15 protein-coding genes are annotated in these 17550 nt (G+C 68.0%); 3 read left to right on the plus strand and 12 right to left on the minus strand.

Annotated features, from left to right (window positions below; translation table 11 throughout):
* Positions 1-16: 16 nt before the first annotated feature.
* From SLQ30_RS10930 to SLQ30_RS10985, 12 genes are all read right to left on the minus strand, one after another.
* A complete protein-coding gene (locus SLQ30_RS10930) occupies positions 17-979 on the minus strand; it encodes a cell division protein FtsQ/DivIB (RefSeq protein WP_319446288.1) in 963 nt (320 codons plus the stop codon).
* The gene (gene murC / locus SLQ30_RS10935) at positions 976-2400 is read right to left on the minus strand and encodes a UDP-N-acetylmuramate--L-alanine ligase (RefSeq protein ID WP_319446289.1); all 1425 of its coding nucleotides are present in this window, start codon (positions 2398-2400) and stop codon (positions 976-978) included. Before murC ends, SLQ30_RS10930 begins: the two co-directional genes overlap by 4 nt.
* Positions 2397-3659 carry an undecaprenyldiphospho-muramoylpentapeptide beta-N-acetylglucosaminyltransferase gene (gene murG / locus SLQ30_RS10940; protein WP_319446506.1) on the minus strand — a complete coding sequence of 421 codons (1263 nt, stop codon included), beginning with the start codon at positions 3657-3659 and terminating at the stop codon, positions 2397-2399. The genes murC and murG overlap by 4 nt, the downstream gene beginning before the upstream one ends.
* Entirely contained in the window at positions 3635-5182 is a 1548-nt protein-coding gene (gene ftsW / locus SLQ30_RS10945) for a putative lipid II flippase FtsW (RefSeq protein ID WP_319446290.1), read from the minus strand. The genes murG and ftsW overlap by 25 nt, the downstream gene beginning before the upstream one ends.
* Before the next feature lie 147 nt (positions 5183-5329).
* Entirely contained in the window at positions 5330-6409 is a 1080-nt protein-coding gene (gene mraY, locus SLQ30_RS10950; protein WP_319446291.1) for a phospho-N-acetylmuramoyl-pentapeptide-transferase, read from the minus strand.
* Positions 6406-7914 carry a UDP-N-acetylmuramoyl-tripeptide--D-alanyl-D-alanine ligase gene (locus SLQ30_RS10955; RefSeq protein WP_319446292.1) on the minus strand — a complete coding sequence of 503 codons (1509 nt, stop codon included), beginning with the start codon at positions 7912-7914 and terminating at the stop codon, positions 6406-6408. Before SLQ30_RS10955 ends, mraY begins: the two co-directional genes overlap by 4 nt.
* Positions 7911-9458 (minus strand): UDP-N-acetylmuramoyl-L-alanyl-D-glutamate--2,6-diaminopimelate ligase, encoded by a 1548-nt coding sequence (locus tag SLQ30_RS10960; RefSeq protein WP_319446293.1) that lies wholly within the window; start codon positions 9456-9458, stop codon positions 7911-7913. Before SLQ30_RS10960 ends, SLQ30_RS10955 begins: the two co-directional genes overlap by 4 nt.
* A gap of 48 nt (positions 9459-9506) precedes the next feature.
* Positions 9507-11528: a peptidoglycan D,D-transpeptidase FtsI family protein gene (locus SLQ30_RS10965; protein WP_413468007.1), complete on the minus strand. Its 2022-nt coding sequence runs from the start codon at positions 11526-11528 to the stop codon at positions 9507-9509.
* On the minus strand, positions 11438-12439 hold the full coding sequence (locus SLQ30_RS10970) for a hypothetical protein (RefSeq protein ID WP_413467993.1): 1002 nt from the start codon (positions 12437-12439) through the stop codon (positions 11438-11440). Before SLQ30_RS10970 ends, SLQ30_RS10965 begins: the two co-directional genes overlap by 91 nt.
* Positions 12436-13578 carry a 16S rRNA (cytosine(1402)-N(4))-methyltransferase RsmH gene (gene rsmH, locus SLQ30_RS10975; protein WP_319446296.1) on the minus strand — a complete coding sequence of 381 codons (1143 nt, stop codon included), beginning with the start codon at positions 13576-13578 and terminating at the stop codon, positions 12436-12438. Before rsmH ends, SLQ30_RS10970 begins: the two co-directional genes overlap by 4 nt.
* On the minus strand, positions 13553-13987 hold the full coding sequence (mraZ, locus tag SLQ30_RS10980; RefSeq protein ID WP_319446297.1) for a division/cell wall cluster transcriptional repressor MraZ: 435 nt from the start codon (positions 13985-13987) through the stop codon (positions 13553-13555). Before mraZ ends, rsmH begins: the two co-directional genes overlap by 26 nt.
* 415 nt (positions 13988-14402) lie before the next feature.
* The gene (locus SLQ30_RS10985; RefSeq protein ID WP_319446298.1) at positions 14403-14807 is read right to left on the minus strand and encodes a DUF3040 domain-containing protein; all 405 of its coding nucleotides are present in this window, start codon (positions 14805-14807) and stop codon (positions 14403-14405) included.
* A gap of 264 nt (positions 14808-15071) precedes the next feature.
* Between SLQ30_RS10985 and SLQ30_RS10990 the strand changes: the two genes are divergently transcribed.
* The 3 genes from SLQ30_RS10990 to idsA2 all read left to right on the plus strand — a co-directional run bounded on the left by SLQ30_RS10990 (position 15072) and on the right by idsA2 (position 17550).
* Entirely contained in the window at positions 15072-15662 is a 591-nt protein-coding gene (locus tag SLQ30_RS10990; protein ID WP_319446507.1) for a GNAT family N-acetyltransferase, read from the plus strand.
* Between the two features lie 18 nt (positions 15663-15680).
* Complete coding sequence (locus SLQ30_RS10995) at positions 15681-16373, plus strand: LppM family (lipo)protein (RefSeq protein WP_319446508.1); 693 nt, start codon at positions 15681-15683, stop codon at positions 16371-16373.
* 115 nt (positions 16374-16488) lie between these two features.
* Positions 16489-17550 (plus strand): bifunctional (2E,6E)-farnesyl/geranyl diphosphate synthase, encoded by a 1062-nt coding sequence (gene idsA2, locus SLQ30_RS11000; RefSeq protein ID WP_319446299.1) that lies wholly within the window; start codon positions 16489-16491, stop codon positions 17548-17550.

The raw sequence follows: 17550 nt of genomic DNA on the forward strand, positions 1-17550 counted from the left end.
CTTCGCGAGGTTGGTGCTACCTGACCGTCGGCAAATCCGGACTGGACACGTCGTAGGTGGTGCCGGGCTGAGTGAGCAGCGCCCCGAGCTTGAGCGCCTTCTCCTCCGTGCGGTCCGTGGTGCCCCAAATCACTTGCCTGCCATCGTTCAGGGTCAACGTGATGGCGGCAACGGACGGGGCGGCCACGCGGCTGACCTGACTGAAGACCTCGGGCCGCAATGCGGTGAGCACCTGGAGCGCGGCCTTGGTGGGTGGATCACTCGGACCAGGATGGTCGGCATCGAGGTACGGCAGCCCGGGCGGCGGTGGCGCAGTGGCGAAGTCGACGCCGTCGCGGTCGAAGAGGTGCGGGCCGTCGGGATAGTCCTTGGCGACGACGGGTATCCGCTCGGTGATCGTGATGCGCAGCGTCGAGGGGTATTCCCGCTGCACCCGGGCGCTGCCCACCCGGCGTATGGTCGCGACCCGCTCGGCAACGGCATCGGTATCGACCTGCAGGAGTGGGGTATCCGGCTTCACCGCGGCGGCCTGTTCGACCTCCTCCTTGGTGATCACGCCGAGCCCGGTGATCACCGTGGACCTAGCAGCCATGATGGGCGTGAAGTACAACAACAGCCCCAGTCCCACGACGACGATGCTGATACCCGTCGTCCACAGAAGTACCTTGAGCCCCCGAATCAGGCCGCGCGCAGGCGTTTTCGCTTGTGTGGCGGGCCGCCCTTCAACGCGACGCTTCGCGGCACGACGAGCCTCCTCGATCGCGACGGCCCGAGCCTGTGCGGCGCGCCGCTCTTCGCGTTCGCGACGCGCCCGCCGACGCGGTCCTTCGTAGTCAGGTTCGGCGTCGGGTTCGGCGGGGGGGTCGGCTTCGGCTTCGGCTTCGGTGGACGGTCCGGGCTCGGCCTCACCGGGGGCTTCGACCTCATTGGGCTCGGGCTCGGGTTCGGGCACCTCGTCGGTGTCCGACGGCCCGGTCATCGCGAGCCTGCCCTGGCCTGCAACGCCGCCAGGATCTCCTGTCCGAGCAGCGTGACGTCACCGGCGCCCATCGTGACGACGGCATCACCGGGGCGCGTGGCCGCCGCGACCCGATCGGCCACCGCAGAGAAGTCGGGCACGTAGTGCACCGGCGCCTCGACGTGCTCGGCGACGGTTGCTCCGCTCACGCCGGCGATCGGCTGTTCGCGTGCCGCATAGACGTCGAGCACGAAAACCTCGTCCGCGACGCTGAGGGCCTGCCCGAACTCCTTCGCGAACGTCTGCGTGCGGGAGTAGAGGTGCGGCTGGAACACCACGATCGACCGGCCCTCCCCCGCGACCGCGCGCAGCGCCTCGAGGTTGACCTTCACCTCCGTCGGATGATGGGCGTAGTCGTCGAACACTCGTACTCCGGCCGCCGTGCCCACCGCCTCGAACCTGCGTCGCGTCCCTTCGAATCCGGCCAGCCCGTCCAAGACCGCGTCCACGTCGGCGCCGGTCTGGATCGCCGCGAGCGCCGCCCCGAGTGCGTTGAGCGCCATGTGCCTGCCGGGCACCGCCAGGCGTAGTCCTCGGGCATGGGACTCCCCGGCCAGCCGCACCGTCGCGACTCCGCCGGTGCCTTGCTGTTCCCAATTAACAAGGGCAGCAGCAAGTTTCGAATCCTCACCGCTGCCGTAGCGCAAGACTCGGACACCACGTTCGGCCGAGCGCGCGGCGAGCGCCGCCGCTCCCGGATCGTCGACGCAGACCACCAACGCACCACCTGGGCGCAGCTTCGCCAAGAACTCATCGAAGACCGCCGCGTAGGCCGCCTCAGTGCCGAAGAAGTCCAGGTGGTCGGCCTCGACGTTCGTCACCACCGCGATATCGGGCGAATACTCGAGCAGGGATCCGTCGCTTTCGTCGGCCTCGGCCACGAACGTGGCACCGCTGCCGTGGTGGGCGTTCGTGCCCGCTTGCCCCAGGTCGCCGCCAATGGCGAAGGACGGATCGAATCCGCTGCGTTGCAACGCCACCACGATCATCGATGTCGTCGTCGTCTTGCCATGGGTGCCAGTCACCATGACGGTCGTGTAACCGTCCATCAGCTTTGCGAGCACCACCGGACGCATGATCACGGGGATGCCGCGCCGTCGGGCCTCCACCAACTCGGGATTGTCCTTCGGGATGGCGGCTTGGGTACTCACGACCGCCGTCGGGCCTCCCGGCAGCATGTCGAGCGCTGAGCCGTCGTGTCCGATCCGGATCGAGGCGCCGCGGGCGCGCAGTGCGGCCACCCCCCTCGACTCCTTGGCGTCCGAGCCCGAGACCAAGCCGCCGCGATCGAGCAGGATCCGGGCGATGCCCGACATCCCGGCGCCGCCGATCCCCACCATGTGCACCCGCTGCAAGTCGGCGGGTAATGACGGGCCGGTCACCGTTGACCCCTCCGCAACACATTCCCGGGTCGCTTCGCTCCTGCGCTCCGCAACACATTCCCGGGTCGCTTCGCTCCTGCCCTCCGCAACACATTCCCGGGTCGCTTCGCTCCTGCCCTCCGGAACATCACGGCCACGTCCAACGCCACCTGCGCCACCCGCTGTGCGGCATCCCGGTGCCCCGCCAGGCTCGCAGCCGACGTCATCGCAGCCAGCTTGTCGTCGTCACCGAGGAGTTCGCAGACGGTAGTCGCGAGGAAATTGGGCGTCAGATCCTCGTCGGCGACGAGCAGCCCGCCGCCGGCGCCGACCACGGGCAGTGCGTTCAGCCGTTGCTCGCCGTTGCCGATCGGCAACGGCACGTACACCGCGGGGAGCCCGACGGCGGTGACCTCGGCCACGGTCATGGCACCCGAACGGCAGATCGCCAGGTCGGCGGCGGCGTACGCGAGATCCATGCGACTCAGATAGGGCACCGAGGCGTATGGCGGATCGCCCGCCGCGGGTTCGCGAAGGTCGAGGGTGTTCTTGGGTCCGTGAGCGTGCAGCACCGAAATACCAGCTGCGGCAAAGTCTTTGGCAGCCGCGGCAACAGCGCGATTTATCGACTGTGCGCCTTGGGATCCACCGAACACCAACAACACGCGGGCATCGTCGGAGAATCCGAAGTGGGCCCGCGCCTCGGCCCGCATCGCGGCTCGGTCAAGGGCCGTGATCGCAGCACGGACCGGGACGCCTACCACCTCGACACCTCGTAGCCCCGGATCGGGCACCGCAGACAACACCCGGTCGGCGGAGCGTGCCCCGACGCGGTTGGCCCAGCCGGCACTGGCGTTCGCCTCGTGGATGACGACGGGCACCCGGCGCCTGCGGGACCCGACCAGGCTGCCGCGCGCGGCGAGATATGCGGGCAGCGCGACGTAGCCGCCGAAGCCGATGACGACGTCGGCGTCCACTTCATCGAACACCGCACGCGTCTGCCGCACCGCCTTGCGCACCCGCAGCGGAAGCCGGATCAAATCACCCGACGGTTTACGTGGCAGGGGTACAGGGGTGATCAACTTGAGGTCGTAGCCACGTTCGGGAACAAGCCTGGTCTCGATGCCGCGCTGGGTGCCGAGTGCGGTGATCCGGATTCCAGGATCCAGCGCCACCAGGGCGTCGGCCACTGCCATTGCCGGCTCGACGTGACCTGCGGTACCGCCACCCGCGAGCACCACGGAGAAGGGGCGATTCACCCGTAACGTTGACCTTCCAATGGTCGAGCCCGTGGGCTCGGTTGGCGCTGACGGCCTCCATGATGCCCTGAGCGCCGAACTGACTCATCGCCCGCATGGGCGGTCCTGCGCCCGGCGTCCTTGGCGGGTTTGCGCACCTGCCCCGATTTCGGCTTCGGCTTTGGCTTCGACTTGGCCTTTGACTTCGGCTTCGGGGCGGCCTTGGCCTGACGGCTCCGCAGGCGATCGCGCGCCGACTCGAGCCGTGTCGGCACATAGGGTTCAGGAAGGGGCAGCCGCAGTAACCGGGTCACGGTGTCGTCTCGGCCAGCACGCAACGCGGCCACCGCCTCCGGCTCGTGGCGCGCGGCATTCGTGACCACCCCAAGGATGAGAAGCGTTGTCGCCGTGGATGTTCCACCGGCCGATATCAGGGGCAGCTGAAGCCCCGTGATCGGGAGCAGCCCGACGACGTAGCCGACGTTGATGAATGCCTGACCAAGGATCCATAGCGTCGCGGTGGCGGTCAACAGCCGCAGGAACGGGTCGGCGGACCGGCGGGCGATGCGCATGCCGGTATAGGCGAACAGGCCGAAGAGGCACAGCAGTGCGGCCGCCCCGACGAACCCGAGTTCTTCGCCGATGATGGCGAAGATGAAGTCGTTGTGGGCGTTGGGCAGGTAATTCCATTTCGCCGTGCCCTGGCCTAGGCCGTCGCCGAACAGCCCGCCGTTGGCCAGCGCATACCGGGCCTGTTTGGCCTGATAGCCAGAGCCCTGCATATCGGCGCCGGGGTTCAACCACGACTGCACCCGGTCGGAGCGGTAACCCTCGGAGACGGCCAACACGGCAGCCGCCGCGACGACGGCGCCGAGCGAGGTCATGAAGACGCGAAGCGGTAGGCCGGCATACCAGAGCAGCCCGAGCAGGATGATGCCGAGCGACACCGTCTGCCCGAGGTCGGGTTGAAGGACGATCAGGAACAGTGCGAGCACCGCGGCGGGCACCAATGGGAACAGCAGCTCGCGCAACGAGGCCCGCTCAAGGCGGCGCGTGGCCAGCAGGTGCGCGCCCCAGATCAGGAACGCGATCTTGGCGAGTTCCGAAGGCTGCATCGAGAAGCCGGCAACCACGAACCAACCGCGGGATCCGTTGGCTTCCTTGCCGATTCCAGGAACCAACACCAGGATCAGCATCACGATGGTGAGCGCGAACGCCGGGAAGGCCAGCCGCCGCATGATGTTGACCGGCATGCGTAGCGCGATGTAGAACGCGAATAGCCCGACGATCGTCCACAGCACCTGCTTGGCGAAGATCACCCACGGCGAGCCGTCCTCGTCGTAGGAGTGCACACCGGAGGCCGACAACACCATGATCAGCCCGAGCGTGGTCAGCAGCGCCGTGACCGCGATGATGAGGTGAAAGGACGTCATCGGGCGTCCGAGCCATGCCCCAAACTGCGTCCGGGGCACCCGGGGCGCTTCGCTGGAGGTCGTGGCGGCAGGCTTCGCCGCGTCGGCCGGGGTGCCGCGGCGAAGCCGTAGCCGGGTAAGAATTGCGCTCACCGGCGAGACGCCAACCGATAGTTCACCTGAGTCACATGGTTAACACCAGACTCAACTTTCCCTCGCACCCCAGAATCCTCCCCCGTCACACCCCCAGAACGCGGATATCCGTCGCGTGTCGCGAAATGCGTGCGAGGGCGAGGCCGGTTAGCCCCCGACCGCGGCCAACCACTCGCTGTAGAACAACGCGACGCCGAGGCCACAGGCGATTGCCGTGAGCAGCCAGAACCGGATGATAACCGTGGTTTCTGCCCAGCCGACTAGCTCGAAGTGGTGGTGGAAGGGCGCCATGCGGAACACCCGTCGGCCCGTCGTGCGAAACGCCAGGATCTGCACGACCACCGACGTCACCTCGGCCACGAACAGCGCCCCGAGCACCACGGCGAGCGTCTCCGTCCGGCTCGTCACGGAAAGCCCCGCGATGATGCCGCCCAACGCGAGCGAACCCGTGTCGCCCATGAAGATCTTGGCCGGAGCGGCATTCCACCACAGGAACCCGATACAGGCGCCCGCGGTGGCGGCGGCGACCAGGGCGAGGTCCAACGGATCGCGCACGTTGTAACAGCCAAGACCCGGACTCGTCGCACACGCGTTGCGGTACTGCCAGAAGGTGATCAGCACGTACGCCGCGCTGACCATTGCCATGGCACCGGCGGCCAGCCCATCCAGGCCGTCGGTGAAGTTCACCGCATTGGACCACGCGTTCACGATGACGACCGCGAAGAGCACGAACACCGCGGGTGCCAGGGTGACCGTCGCGATCTCCCGGACGTAGGACAGTTGCGCGCTGCCAGGGGTCAGCCCGTCGGCATTGTGAAATTGCAGCACCAGTACGCCGAACAGCACCGCCGCAGTGAGCACCCCGACGGTCTTGGCCGTCTTGTTGAGCCCGAGGTTGCGTGAGCGACGAATCTTGATCAGGTCGTCGACGAACCCGACCCCGCCCAGCGCAGTGGCCAAGCCGAGCACCAGCAGCCCCGACGCGGACGGGCCCTCACCATCCATGGCGAGCCCCACCAGGTGCGTACCGAGGTAGCCGGCCCAGATGCCCGCGATGATCGCCACGCCACCCATGGACGGCGTGCCGCGCTTCTTCTGGTGGCTCGGCGGCCCGTCCTCACGGATCTCGTGGCCGAAACCCTGTCTGGTGAAGACACGTATCAGTGCGGGCGTCAGCAGGATCGACACCGCCAGCGCGATACCGACCGCGATCAGGATCTGCCTCATGACGCCCCGGCCCCGGAATCTGCGGCAAGCGTGTCGGCAAGCGCACCGAGCCCAGCCGAGTTCGAGGCCTTCACCAGCACCACGTCACCGTCGCGTAGTTCGGCCCGCAGCAACTCCAGGGCTGCTTCGGCGTCGTCGACCATCACGGCCTCGCTGCCCCACGACCCCTCCATCACCGCCCCGTGATGCATGGCGCTCAATGACCTCCCCGTTCCGACGACGACCAGTCGTGACACATCTAAGCGCACTGCCAGTCGTCCGATGCTGTCATGTTCGGCTATCGCGTCGTCGCCCAGTTCGGCCATCTCACCCAACACGGCCCAACTCCTGCGCTTCTGCCCACCCGCGGCCGCCATCCAGGCCAGTGCCTTCAGCCCCGCCCGCATGGAGTCGGGGTTCGCGTTGTAGGCGTCGTTGACGACGGTCACGCCGTCGTCGCGGGTGCGGACCTGCATGCGATGTCGCGACACCGGCCCTGCCGCTTCCAGCGCCGCCGCGACCTGGTCGAGGCTGGCCCCGCACTCCAGTGCGACGGCGGCCGCGCATAGTGCGTTGGACACCTGATGGTCGCCGTGCACGGCCAGCGCGACATGGGTCTTGGCATCGGAATGAGCGCCGCCGGCGTGCAACGTGAATCGGGGCCGGGCGAGTTCGTCGAGGGTGACGTCCCCCGCCCAGACGTCTGCGGCCGACGAGCGACCGACACGGACCACCCGCGCTGCGGTCAGCTCTACCATCGCGGCGACCACCGGGTCGTCGGCGTTGAGGATCACCACCCCAGAGGCCGGAACCGCCTGCGGCAGTTCTGCTTTCGTGGCGGCGATGGCCTCGCGGGACCCGAACTCGCCGAGGTGGGCGGTGCCGACGTTCAACACGACGGCGATCGACGGCGGGGCGATGGCTGCGAGCGCTGCGATGTTGCCCGGGTGCCGCGCCGACAACTCCAGGATCAGGTAGTCGGTGTCGGCGGTGGCGCGCAGCACCGTCCACGGATGGCCCAGTTCGTTGTTGAACGAGCCTGGCGGCGCGACGACCTCGCCGAGCGGAGTCAGCACCGCGGCCAGCAGATCCTTCGTGGACGTCTTGCCGGACGATCCGGTGACACCGACGATCGTCAGCCCCGCCGAAACCAACTCGGCGGCGACCGCACCGGCCAGCAGGGCGAGCGCCGCCAGTACGGCGGCACCGGAGCCGTCGGTGTCGTGCTCGAGCACGCCGGCAGATGAATCAGATTCGGCACCAATCGGTTTCACCACGATTGCCGGCACTCCGACCGGGCGGGCAGCCAGTACGGCAACAGCGCCTGCGGCCACCGCGGCGGGTGCATGGTCGTGTCCGTCGACACGTGCGCCGGGCAGCGCAATGAAAAGGCCGCCTGGCGTCACTGCTCTCGAGTCGAACTCGACGGTGCCGGTGATTCGGATGCGGTCGGCGTCGGCAGCCGAGACGTCGACGAGCTCTCCACCGACGATGTCGGCCACCTGCTTCAGGGTCAGGTCGATCACTTCGTCGTCCCGAGTTCTGCTATCGCCGCGGCCAATTCGTCGCGGTCGTCGAATGGTCTTGTGACACCGTGGCTGGTCTGGCCGGCCTCGTGGCCCTTGCCGGCAACCAGCACCACGTCGTTCGCCCTGGCCCAGCCGACCGCGAAGTCGATGGCCGCCCTGCGGTCGCCGAGCTCGACGAGCTGGGCGTCGGCACCGACCGCAGCCGCGCCTGCCATGATCGTCGCGCGAATGCGGTCCGGATCTTCGTCACGTGGGTTGTCGTCGGTGACGACGACGAGATCGGCGAGCTCCGCCGCGACGGCTCCCATCGGCTCGCGCTTGCCCTGATCCCGATTGCCTCCGGCGCCGAAGACGACCGCGATTCGACCGCCCGAGCCGTCCCCCGTCTCGAGCTGCGCCCGCAGCGTCTCCAGCACCGCCCGCAGCGCGCCCGGCTTGTGCGCGTAGTCGACCAGGGCAAGGAAGTCCTGGCCGCCGTCGATCGGCTGCATGCGGCCTGGCACGGTGGCCGTCCGCAGCCCCGGCGCAGCTTGTTCCGGCGACACGCCGACGGCGTCGAGGAGTGCCAGCGCGAGCAGTCCGTTGGCCACGTTGTATCGGCCGGGCAGCGCAATCCGCACCCGGTGGTGCACCCCGGCGGGATCCGCCGCCACGAACTCCTGACCGCCCTGGGCGTCGGTGTGCACGTGCTCGCTCGTCCACGCCGCATCGCGGCCGGTGGCGCTCACGGTCGTCGGACGGTGGGCCAGCGCCGCGATCGTCTGCCCCGCGTCGTCGTCGACACAGATCACCGAAATGTCTGCGTGAGTGGCAGATTCGGGATCGAACAGTCTCGCCTTGGCCTCGAGGTAGTCCTGCATGGTCGGGTGGAAGTCGAGGTGGTCACGCGACAGGTTGGTGAATCCACCCACTGCGAAGTGCACGGCATCGACCCTGCCCAGGGTCAGCGCGTGGCTCGATACCTCCATCACGACCGTGTCGACACCGCGCTCGACCATGACGGCAAGCAGGGCCTGCAGATCAGGCGCTTCCGGCGTAGTCAGGGCGCTGGGCTCGGCCCGCCCGTCGATGCTGATGCCGACCGTCCCGATGAGCCCGGCCACCCGATCTGCCGCGCGCAGCCCCGCCTCGACGAGGTAGGTCGTCGTGGTCTTGCCCGACGTCCCGGTCACGCCGATGACGCGGAGCCGCTCCGAGGGGTTCCCGTATACCGCGGCGGCCAGCTCGCCGAGTACCGCACGCGGGTTCTGATGAACGACCACCGGCACATCGATGTCCGTTGGCAAAATCTCCAGCCCGGCGGGATCGGTGAGCACCGCCACCGCACCGCGGCCAACCGCGTCGGCCGCGTAGCGTGCGCCGTGCGCAGTGGCGCCTGGCAGGGCCGCAAACAGATCGCCGGCGACGGCATCCTGGCTGCGCAACGTCACCCCCGTCACCACCAGGTCCGACACGGACGCTCCTGGCGCGGCGACGGCCCCTACCCGCTCGGCCAGTGGCACGAGAGCTTCACCCACCGGGCGCGAGGGACGCAACTTCATGGCGATGACACAGTACCGGCCGGCCTCGATAGCTCGGCATCCGTCCGCTTAGGTCTGCTGCAGGGTCAGCGGCGGGCCGGGGTCCGGCGACAGTGGGACGTTCTCGCGCTGAAGCAGCCAGGAGTCGATGTTGTGAATCAGCGGCGCCGCCGTCGTACCGGGTGACCCGTCGGCCGTGTGGTGCGGATTGTCCATCATCACGCCGACGACGTAGCGGGGATCGTCGGCCGGGGCCATGCTGGCGAAGGTGATCCAGTAGACGTCGTCGTAGTAACACCCGCAGCCCGGGTTGATCTGCTGCGCCGTCCCGGTCTTGCCCGCGATCTGGTAGCCCTCGACCGCCGCTCCGGACCCCGTGCCCTGTTGAATCCCGCGCGGGTCCTTCTGGATGGTGGCCCGCAGCATGTTGCGAACGGTTCTTGCGGTGTCCGACGAAACCACGCGCACGCCGTCGGGCCTCGGCTCGTCGGTCTTGGTCCCGTCAGCGGCGATGGTGGACTTGAGGATGCGTGGCGGAATCCGCACTCCGTCGTTGGCGATCGCCTGGTACATCCCCGTCATCTGTAGCAGGGTCATCGAAAGGCCCTGTCCGATGGGCAGGTTCGCGAACGAGCTACCGGACCACTGGTCGATGGGTGGGACCAGGCCCGAGCTCTCGCCCGGGAGCCCGACACCGGTGCGCTGTCCGAGGCCGAACTTGTCTGCCATGTCCGCCCAACGCTCCGGCCCGACCCGCTGAGCCAGCATCAGCGTGCCGACGTTGGACGACTTTCCGAACACGCCAGTGGTGGTGTACGGCGCAAGCCCGTGCTCCCACGCGTCGTGCACGGTGACGCCGCCCATGTCGATGGAGCCGGGTACCTGCAGCACCTCGTCGGGGTTGGTCAGCCCGAACTCGATGGCCGAGGACGCGGTGATGATCTTGTTCACCGAGCCCGGCTCGAACGGTGACGACACCGCCAGGTTGCCCAGCTCCCGGTTGTCCTGACGCCCGATGTCCTGACTCGGGTCGAACGTGTTGTCGTTCGACATCGCAAGGACCTCACCGGTCTTCGCGTCGAGCACGACGGCGGACACGTTCTTGGCCCCCGACAGGTCCTTGGCCTGCTGAACCTGCTGTTGGACGTAGTACTGGATGTCGTCGTCGATGGTGAGTTGGACGGTGGATCCGTCGACCGCGTCGTGGCGGTTGCGGTAGCTGCCCGGAATCACCACTCCGTCCGAGCCCCGGTCGTAGGTCACCGATCCATCGGTACCTGCCAACTTGGAGTCCAGCGAGTCCTCGAGTCCCAGCAGGCCGTGCCCGTCCCAGTCGATGCCGCCGACGACGTTCGCGGCCAGCGACCCGCCTGGATACTGCCGGATGTCCTGCCGTTCCGCGCCGACCTCGGGGTACTTCTTGATGATCGCGGTGGCGATGGCCGGGTCGACGGCACGGGCTAGGTAGGCGAAGGAGTCCTTGCTTCTCAATTTCTTGAGCAGCGTCGCGGCGTCCGGCTTGTTGTTCAGCAGGCCGGACACCCCGGTGGCGATCTCGCGTAGCCGCACATCTGGGTCGGGGGCTGCGGGCTTCTTCGCCTTCTCCTCGGCCAGCTGCTTCTGAATCCTGGCCGGTTGGAAGGTCAGTGCCCGTGCGGCGATCGTGAAGGCCAACTTGTCGGCATTGCGGTCGACGATGCTGCCCCGCACCGCCTCTTCGACGTCGGTGACCTTGAGCTGTCCGGCCGCCTCGGCGCGCAGCCCCGACGCCTTCGGCCCTTGGAGCGTGAACAGCTGTGCCGCGGCCACGACCAACACCAAGGCGATGACGCCGTTGCCCACCCGATGCCGAAATGCGAACGACGCGGTGCGTACGCCGTCGCCCGCGGAGGCCTCCCTGGTGCGCCTGGCGCGCGCGGAATGCGGCTGCGCTACTGATTTTTGGGCTTTACCCTTGGCGGCCGGCGCCGCGGGCTTGCGACCGCGTCGATCGCCGCGGCTCACGCGGGCGTTCCGGGAGCGGGCACCGCGACGGGCGCGAGCGGGTCGGCGGAAGGTAGCGGGCCAGGCAGCGCAGGCGCCTGCGGCGATGCGACGTGAGGTGTGTCGGCCGCCAGCGGTGTGACGGGTGCGTCGATGGGTGGTGCTGCGGGTGCGGCCAGCACCGGAACCTCGGAGCCGGGGCCGGGCACGACTGGCACGCCGGGCGCGGCAGGCACGCCGGGGACGGCAAGCAGCCCGGGGTTGGGAGCCACTGCGGGCGCCGCTGGCAGATGGACCGTCACCTCGCGCGGTTCGACGACGCGCGGCGCAGGCGGCGGCGGTGGTCCTGGCGGCGTCGGTTCGGGCAGTGGGGTGTTCAACGGCGGCGGCGGAACTCCCTCGGCCGGTTTGGGGCTCCCGACGACCACCCAGGCACCCGAGGGGTCCTGAACCAGATGCGCGGTGTCCCTGGACGGAATCATGCCGAGGTTGCGCGCCGACTCCGCGAGCGCGGGTGCGGCCTGCGCCTCGAGCACATCGCGCTCCAGCGCCTCCTTCTGCTGCATCAACGCTTGGTTGACTTCGCGCGCATGACTGAGGTGGTAGGACCTTTCTGCGGCGTCGGTCGACAACCACAGCGTGACGCCGAGGCCGAGGCCGAGGGCCCCGATGACCAGCACCACGAACGGCACCCTGGCGACGTAGGTGCGCGGATCCAGGTCGATGGACGACAGCTTGATGAGCAGCCGCTCGCGGAGCGGTATGCGAATGACCTTGGGCGCCTTGGCCTTGCGGGCCTTGGCCCTTGCCTTAGCCTGGGCCGCGTTCTTGGGCCGGGCAGGCGCGGCCGACGGCCGGGGAATCGGGCTGGTCCGCGGGGCCGAGCGGGTCGGCCGCTGCTCACGCGCCGGCTTGCGCCCGCGGGTTGGCGCGTCACCCGACCGGCGCATGGAAGCGCCCTCTGGAACCCGGCGCCGTTCCTTACTGCCGCGTGCTGGTTCTGTCCGCTTGGCCATCACGAATCTTCCCTTCTGACAACTTCTTTCAGAGGTCGCTTTTCCAGGGCCCTGAGCCGAACCGACGCGCTTCGCGGGTTGAGGTCCAACTCGACGGCGTTGGCCTTCTCCGCGCCTCGGGTCAGGGTGACGAAATCCGCCTCGTGACCCGGCAAGTCGACCGGCAGGCCTTCGGGCGTGCGCGACGCGGTCGCGGCGGCGAACTGACCCTTGACGATCTTGTCCTCGAGCGATTGGTAGGACATGACGACGATCCGTCCGCCCGCGGACAGCGCCGCCATCGCCGCAGGCAGAGCGTCGCGCAGCGAGTCGAGTTCGCCATTGACGGCGGTGCGCAACGCCTGGAAGGTGCGCTTGGCGGGGTGGCCACCGGTGCGCCGAGCGGGCGCGGGGATGGCCACGTACAGCAGTTCGACGAGCTCGCGGGTGGTCGTGAAGGGCTGTTGCTGCCTGCGCCGCACGATTTCTCGGGCTATGCGGGAAGCGAACCGCTCCTCACCGAACTCGCGCAGCACTCGGGCCAGTGCCCGCTCGTCGTAGGTGTTGACGACGTCGGCGGCGGTCAGCGGCGCATCGGGGTCCATGCGCATGTCCAGCGGCGCATCTTTCGAATACGCGAAGCCCCGCTCGGCCCTGTCCAATTGCATCGACGAGACGCCGAGGTCGAACAGCACGCCGTCGACAGTGGGCTCCGCGCGATCTGACCAGTACCCGTCGTAGCGAGTACGCACGAAGCTGACGCGGTCGCCGAACCCGGCCAGCCGTTCGGCTGCGATGGCCAGCGCCGTGGGGTCGCGGTCGAGTCCGACCAACCGCAATCCGGGTAGCTCGGTGAGGAATCGTTCCGCATGTCCACCCGCGCCAAGGGTGGCGTCGACCAGTACTGCGCCCGAGCCGTCGGCATGCTGGCGGGTGAGCGCCGGCGTCAGCAGTTCGACGCAGCGCTCGAGCAGGACGGGGACGTGAGGATGGTGATCGCGGGCTTGTGGCATCGCAGCAGCCTCGAGAAGAAGGGATGCCCCTGCACCGAGGTCCCTGCCCGAGTTGGCGGACCTGGCGTTGGGGAAGTACGCCAGGGCCGATTCGGGCAGAGGCCACGGTGCAAGGGCACGTGGGTCAGATGATGTCGTGAAGAGCTTCATCGGAGGCCGCTGAGAAGTTCTCTTCGTGGGTGGTTTGGTAGTCCTGCCAGGCCTGGGCGTCCCAGATCTCCAGGAAGCGAACCGAACCGATCACTACGCATTCCTTGCTGAGGTTCGCGTAGCGCCGGTGGTCGACCGACAACGTGATGCGCCCTTGAGTGTCTGGGTGCTGTTCGTCAGTGGCGGCGGCCAGGTTTCGCAGGTAGGCGCGGGCCTCCGGATTGCCGCGCGACGCCCGCTCGTCCTTCTCGGTGATCATTGCTTCGAACTCGGCCCGCGGGTACACGGCGAGGCTGTGATCCTGACTCTTGGTGACCATCAACCCCCCTGCCAGTGCATCGCGGAACTTGGCGGGCAGCGTGAGCCGCCCCTTGTCATCGAGCTTGGGCGTGTAGGTGCCGAGAAACATCCCCGCACCTCCCACCACTCGGTTGGCCCCGAGTCGCGTCGCTTCTGCCCTTCGGAGCACCCATTCGCTCCGCTGGTCGCCACTTTACCCCACAATCCCCCACTTAGCTCCATTCGTGGGCAAAAGATTGGTCGCCCGCCCCACCTACCGCCACCGATGCCGTCGAAGACCTCCACGCGCCGCGGACGCGAGCGCTGCAGAAATGGGGAAACCCCAGGTAGTCGCACCGCGAACGCCCGGTGGGGCGCAGTGGGGCGCCGAGCCTCGTCAGCGCCCGGTGAACGCAGGCTCCGGCGTGTCCTGGCGAAAGGGATTTTGCGGCGGGCCAAAGCACCCGGGCAGGCCCAAGGAAGGGAGCAGCCCAAAAAATTGGGGCAGCCCCTACCGGAGCTACCCCAAGGTCATGAAGCGTCGATCACTGTTCGAATCGGCGGCGGAACCTGTCCTCCATGCGACTGGTGAAGGAGCCGCCAGAGCCCTTGCCCCGCTTGGGGCGCGCCTGGCCCGCCTCGCCGGCAGGACGCTCCCGTCCACCTGCCACCCGAGGACCCGTGATCGCGAAGATCACGCCACCGAACATCACCACGAATCCAACGATGCTGAGCGCCAGGAAGACATGGCTGACGTTGGTGTAGAGCGGCACTCCCGAGACCAGGAGTGCAAGTCCGAGCGCGAACAGCAGTGCCCCCTGCAACCGACGACGCGCCGAAGGTGCGCGAAGAGTGCCACCACGGACACTCGACGCGAACTTGGGGTCCTCGGCATAGAGCGCGCTCTCGATCTGGTCGAGCATGCGCTGCTCATGATCCGAGAGTGGCATGCGTGCCTCCCTTGCCTGCCTGCACCTGCCGAGGCCGTGTCTACTGTTCAACAATGCGTGTATCCGCATTCACGGACACCTAATGATAATGATACGAGCTCAATCTGACCCGTACCACCTTGTTCGTCGCACGATTGTATGACGTTGGACGCCACTGCCGAGCCGCCACCGCAGCGACTGGGCCCCGACGGGATAATGACAACGATTCCTCCGGCCGCCGCCGGGGGCCGCACCGCACTCGAACGCGCGAAGGGCACCTGTAGGTTGTCGACGTTTCTGATCGACCTGTCGCCTGACGACATGCACTCCAGACTCGGCGATGCGCTGGCCATCTACGTGGGCGCAATGCGGTACCCCAGAGGCACCGAGGAGCAGCGGGCCTCGATGTGGCTGGAACACACCCGCAGGCTTGGCTGGAAAGCAGTGGCGGCCGTGGAATCGGTAGAGCCGCCTGACGATCCGACGACGCTGGTCGCGGCGCCGATGCTCGGGGTGGCCTACGGCTACTGTGGCGCGCCGGATCAGTGGTGGCAGCAACAAGTGGTCCAGGGGCTCGAGCGTGGTGGCACCGATCGGGCCCGCATCACCGACCTGATGACGAGCTACTTCGAGCTCACCGAACTGCACATCGACCCGCGGGCCCAGGGGCGCGGGCTCGGCGAAGCGCTGACCCGCAGGTTGCTTGCCGGGCGCAGCGAGTCACACGTGCTGCTCTCCACCCCCGAGATCAACGGCGAGTCCAACCGAGCGTGGAGGCTCTACCGACGGCTCGGCTTCGGCGACGTCATTCGCGACTACCACTTCGCCGGCGACCCGAGGCCGTTCGCGATACTCGGCCGATCACTACCGCTCTGAGCGGGTAGAGCTGGCACGATTACTCAGGTGCCCGCCGCCCGCTTCCGCGCCAGACGCCTGTCGGCCCTCCTGTTGCTGGTGCTGATCCTCCCGATCGTCGTCGGCTGTGTACGCGTGCGCGCGTCCATCACGGTCTCCCCCGACGACCGGGTGTCGGGACAGATCATCGCTGCGGCCAAACCGCGCAACAGCGATGACAAGGGTCCGCAGCTGCTCAACACGCTGCCGTTCAGCAACAAGGTTTCCGTGACGAGCTACGAGCGCGATGACTACGTCGGCTCGCAAGCCTTGTTCTCCGACCTCACGTTCGCCGAACTTCCGCAACTGGCGAACATGAACCGGGACTCCGCGGGCGTCGACATCTCGCTGCGCCGGGCAGGCGATCTGGTGATTCTCGAAGGCCGGGCCGACCTCACCTCGCTCAACGATCCGGATGCCGACGTGTCGCTTTCCGTGTCGTTCCCCGGCGACGTCACCTCGACCAACGGCAATCAGGTGTCGTCCGACATCGTCGAGTGGAAGCTCAAGCCCGGCATCGTGAGCACCATGAGTGCGCAGGCCCGCTACACCGACCCCAGCGCGCGTTCGTTCACCGGCGCGGCGATCTGGATGGGCATCGGCGCCTTCCTCGTCGCGGGCATCCTCGCGGGAGTGGCGTGGATGGCGCGTGATCGCAGCCCGATTCTGGAAGACACGCGCGAACGTCGTTGACGCGGGCGAAGTGGCCCTGACTTGCTACAAATCCGATCGCACGCTCTACTCTGAATGCACCCAGGGGTAGTGAAAGGGGCGCCGGCTGAGCGTTGATGCAGCGGCACCGTCGGCGATGGAACTGACGGGCGCCGTCACTGAGCAACTGCGGGAATACCTGCGCGGGCGGCGAAGCGACGCCGCCTACATAGGTGCCGACTACACCGAGTTGACCGCTGCCCTCGAAGAATTCGTATTGCGCGGCGGGAAGCGGCTGCGGCCCGCGTTCGCGTACTGGGGCTGGCGTGCGGTTGCCCCGCCGGGTGCCGTCGCCGACGCCGACGTACTGCGCCTGTTCTCCGCACTCGAGTTGCTGCACGCGTGTGCCCTGGTACACGACGACGTCATCGATGCGTCGGCCACGCGGCGCGGCCTGCCGACCATCCACCGGGTGTTCGCCGATCGTCATCGGGAACGGCAGTGGCACGGGTCATCCGAACAGTTCGGCCTGTCGGCGGCGATCCTGGCCGGCGACCTGTCCTTGGTCTGGGCTGACGACATCGTCGCGGGAGTCGAGCTGCCCATCGACGCGCACCGCAGAGTGCAGCGCGTGTGGGCCGACATCAGGACCGAGGTACTCGGTGGGCAGTACCTGGACATTGCCGCGGAGGCCAGCGGGGCGGAATCCGTCGCGTCGGCGATGACGGTCAATACCTATAAGACGGCGTCCTACACGATCTCGCGTCCGCTTCAGCTCGGCGCGGCGGCTGCCGCGGACCGACCCGACGTGCAGGACATCTTTCACGAACTCGGCACCGACCTCGGGGTGGCGTTCCAACTGCGCGACGACGTACTCGGCGTGTTCGGCGACCCGGCCGTCACGGGCAAGCCCTCCGGGGACGACCTTCGATCGGGTAAGCGCACCGTCCTGCTCGCCGAGGCCGTCGAACGCGCCGAAGCGAACGATCCGATCGCAGCCAAGCTGTTGCGCACGTCCATCGGCACGGACCTCACAGAAGCCCAAGTCCGCGAACTGTGCCTGGTCATCGAGTCGGTCGGCGCACTAGCCGCCGTCGAAGGCCGTATCGAGACGCTGACCCGGCGGGCACTGGAGACGCTCGCCGCGGCGCCGATTGACGCACATGCCAAGATCGGCCTCGCCGAGCTTGGCAGATTGGCCTCCAACCGGTCCGCCTGA

This window comes from Mycobacterium sp. RTGN4 (assembly GCF_033804635.1).
Lineage (GTDB): Bacteria > Actinomycetota > Actinomycetes > Mycobacteriales > Mycobacteriaceae > Mycobacterium.

What these genes read in the sequence shown, in the direction of transcription:
- SLQ30_RS10930 (WP_319446288.1), bottom strand. Translation starts at nt 979, where the DNA reads ATGACCGGGCCGTCGGACACCGACGAGGTGCCCGAACCCGAGCCCGAG.
- mraY (WP_319446291.1), bottom strand. Translation starts at nt 6,409, where the DNA reads ATGAGGCAGATCCTGATCGCGGTCGGTATCGCGCTGGCGGTGTCGATC.
- SLQ30_RS10960 (WP_319446293.1), bottom strand. Translation starts at nt 9,458, where the DNA reads ATGAAGTTGCGTCCCTCGCGCCCGGTGGGTGAAGCTCTCGTGCCACTG.
- rsmH (WP_319446296.1), bottom strand. Translation starts at nt 13,578, where the DNA reads ATGAAGCTCTTCACGACATCATCTGACCCACGTGCCCTTGCACCGTGG.
- mraZ (WP_319446297.1), bottom strand. Translation starts at nt 13,987, where the DNA reads ATGTTTCTCGGCACCTACACGCCCAAGCTCGATGACAAGGGGCGGCTC.
- SLQ30_RS10985 (WP_319446298.1), bottom strand. Translation starts at nt 14,807, where the DNA reads ATGCCACTCTCGGATCATGAGCAGCGCATGCTCGACCAGATCGAGAGC.
- idsA2 (WP_319446299.1), top strand. Translation starts at nt 16,489, where the DNA reads ATGGAACTGACGGGCGCCGTCACTGAGCAACTGCGGGAATACCTGCGC.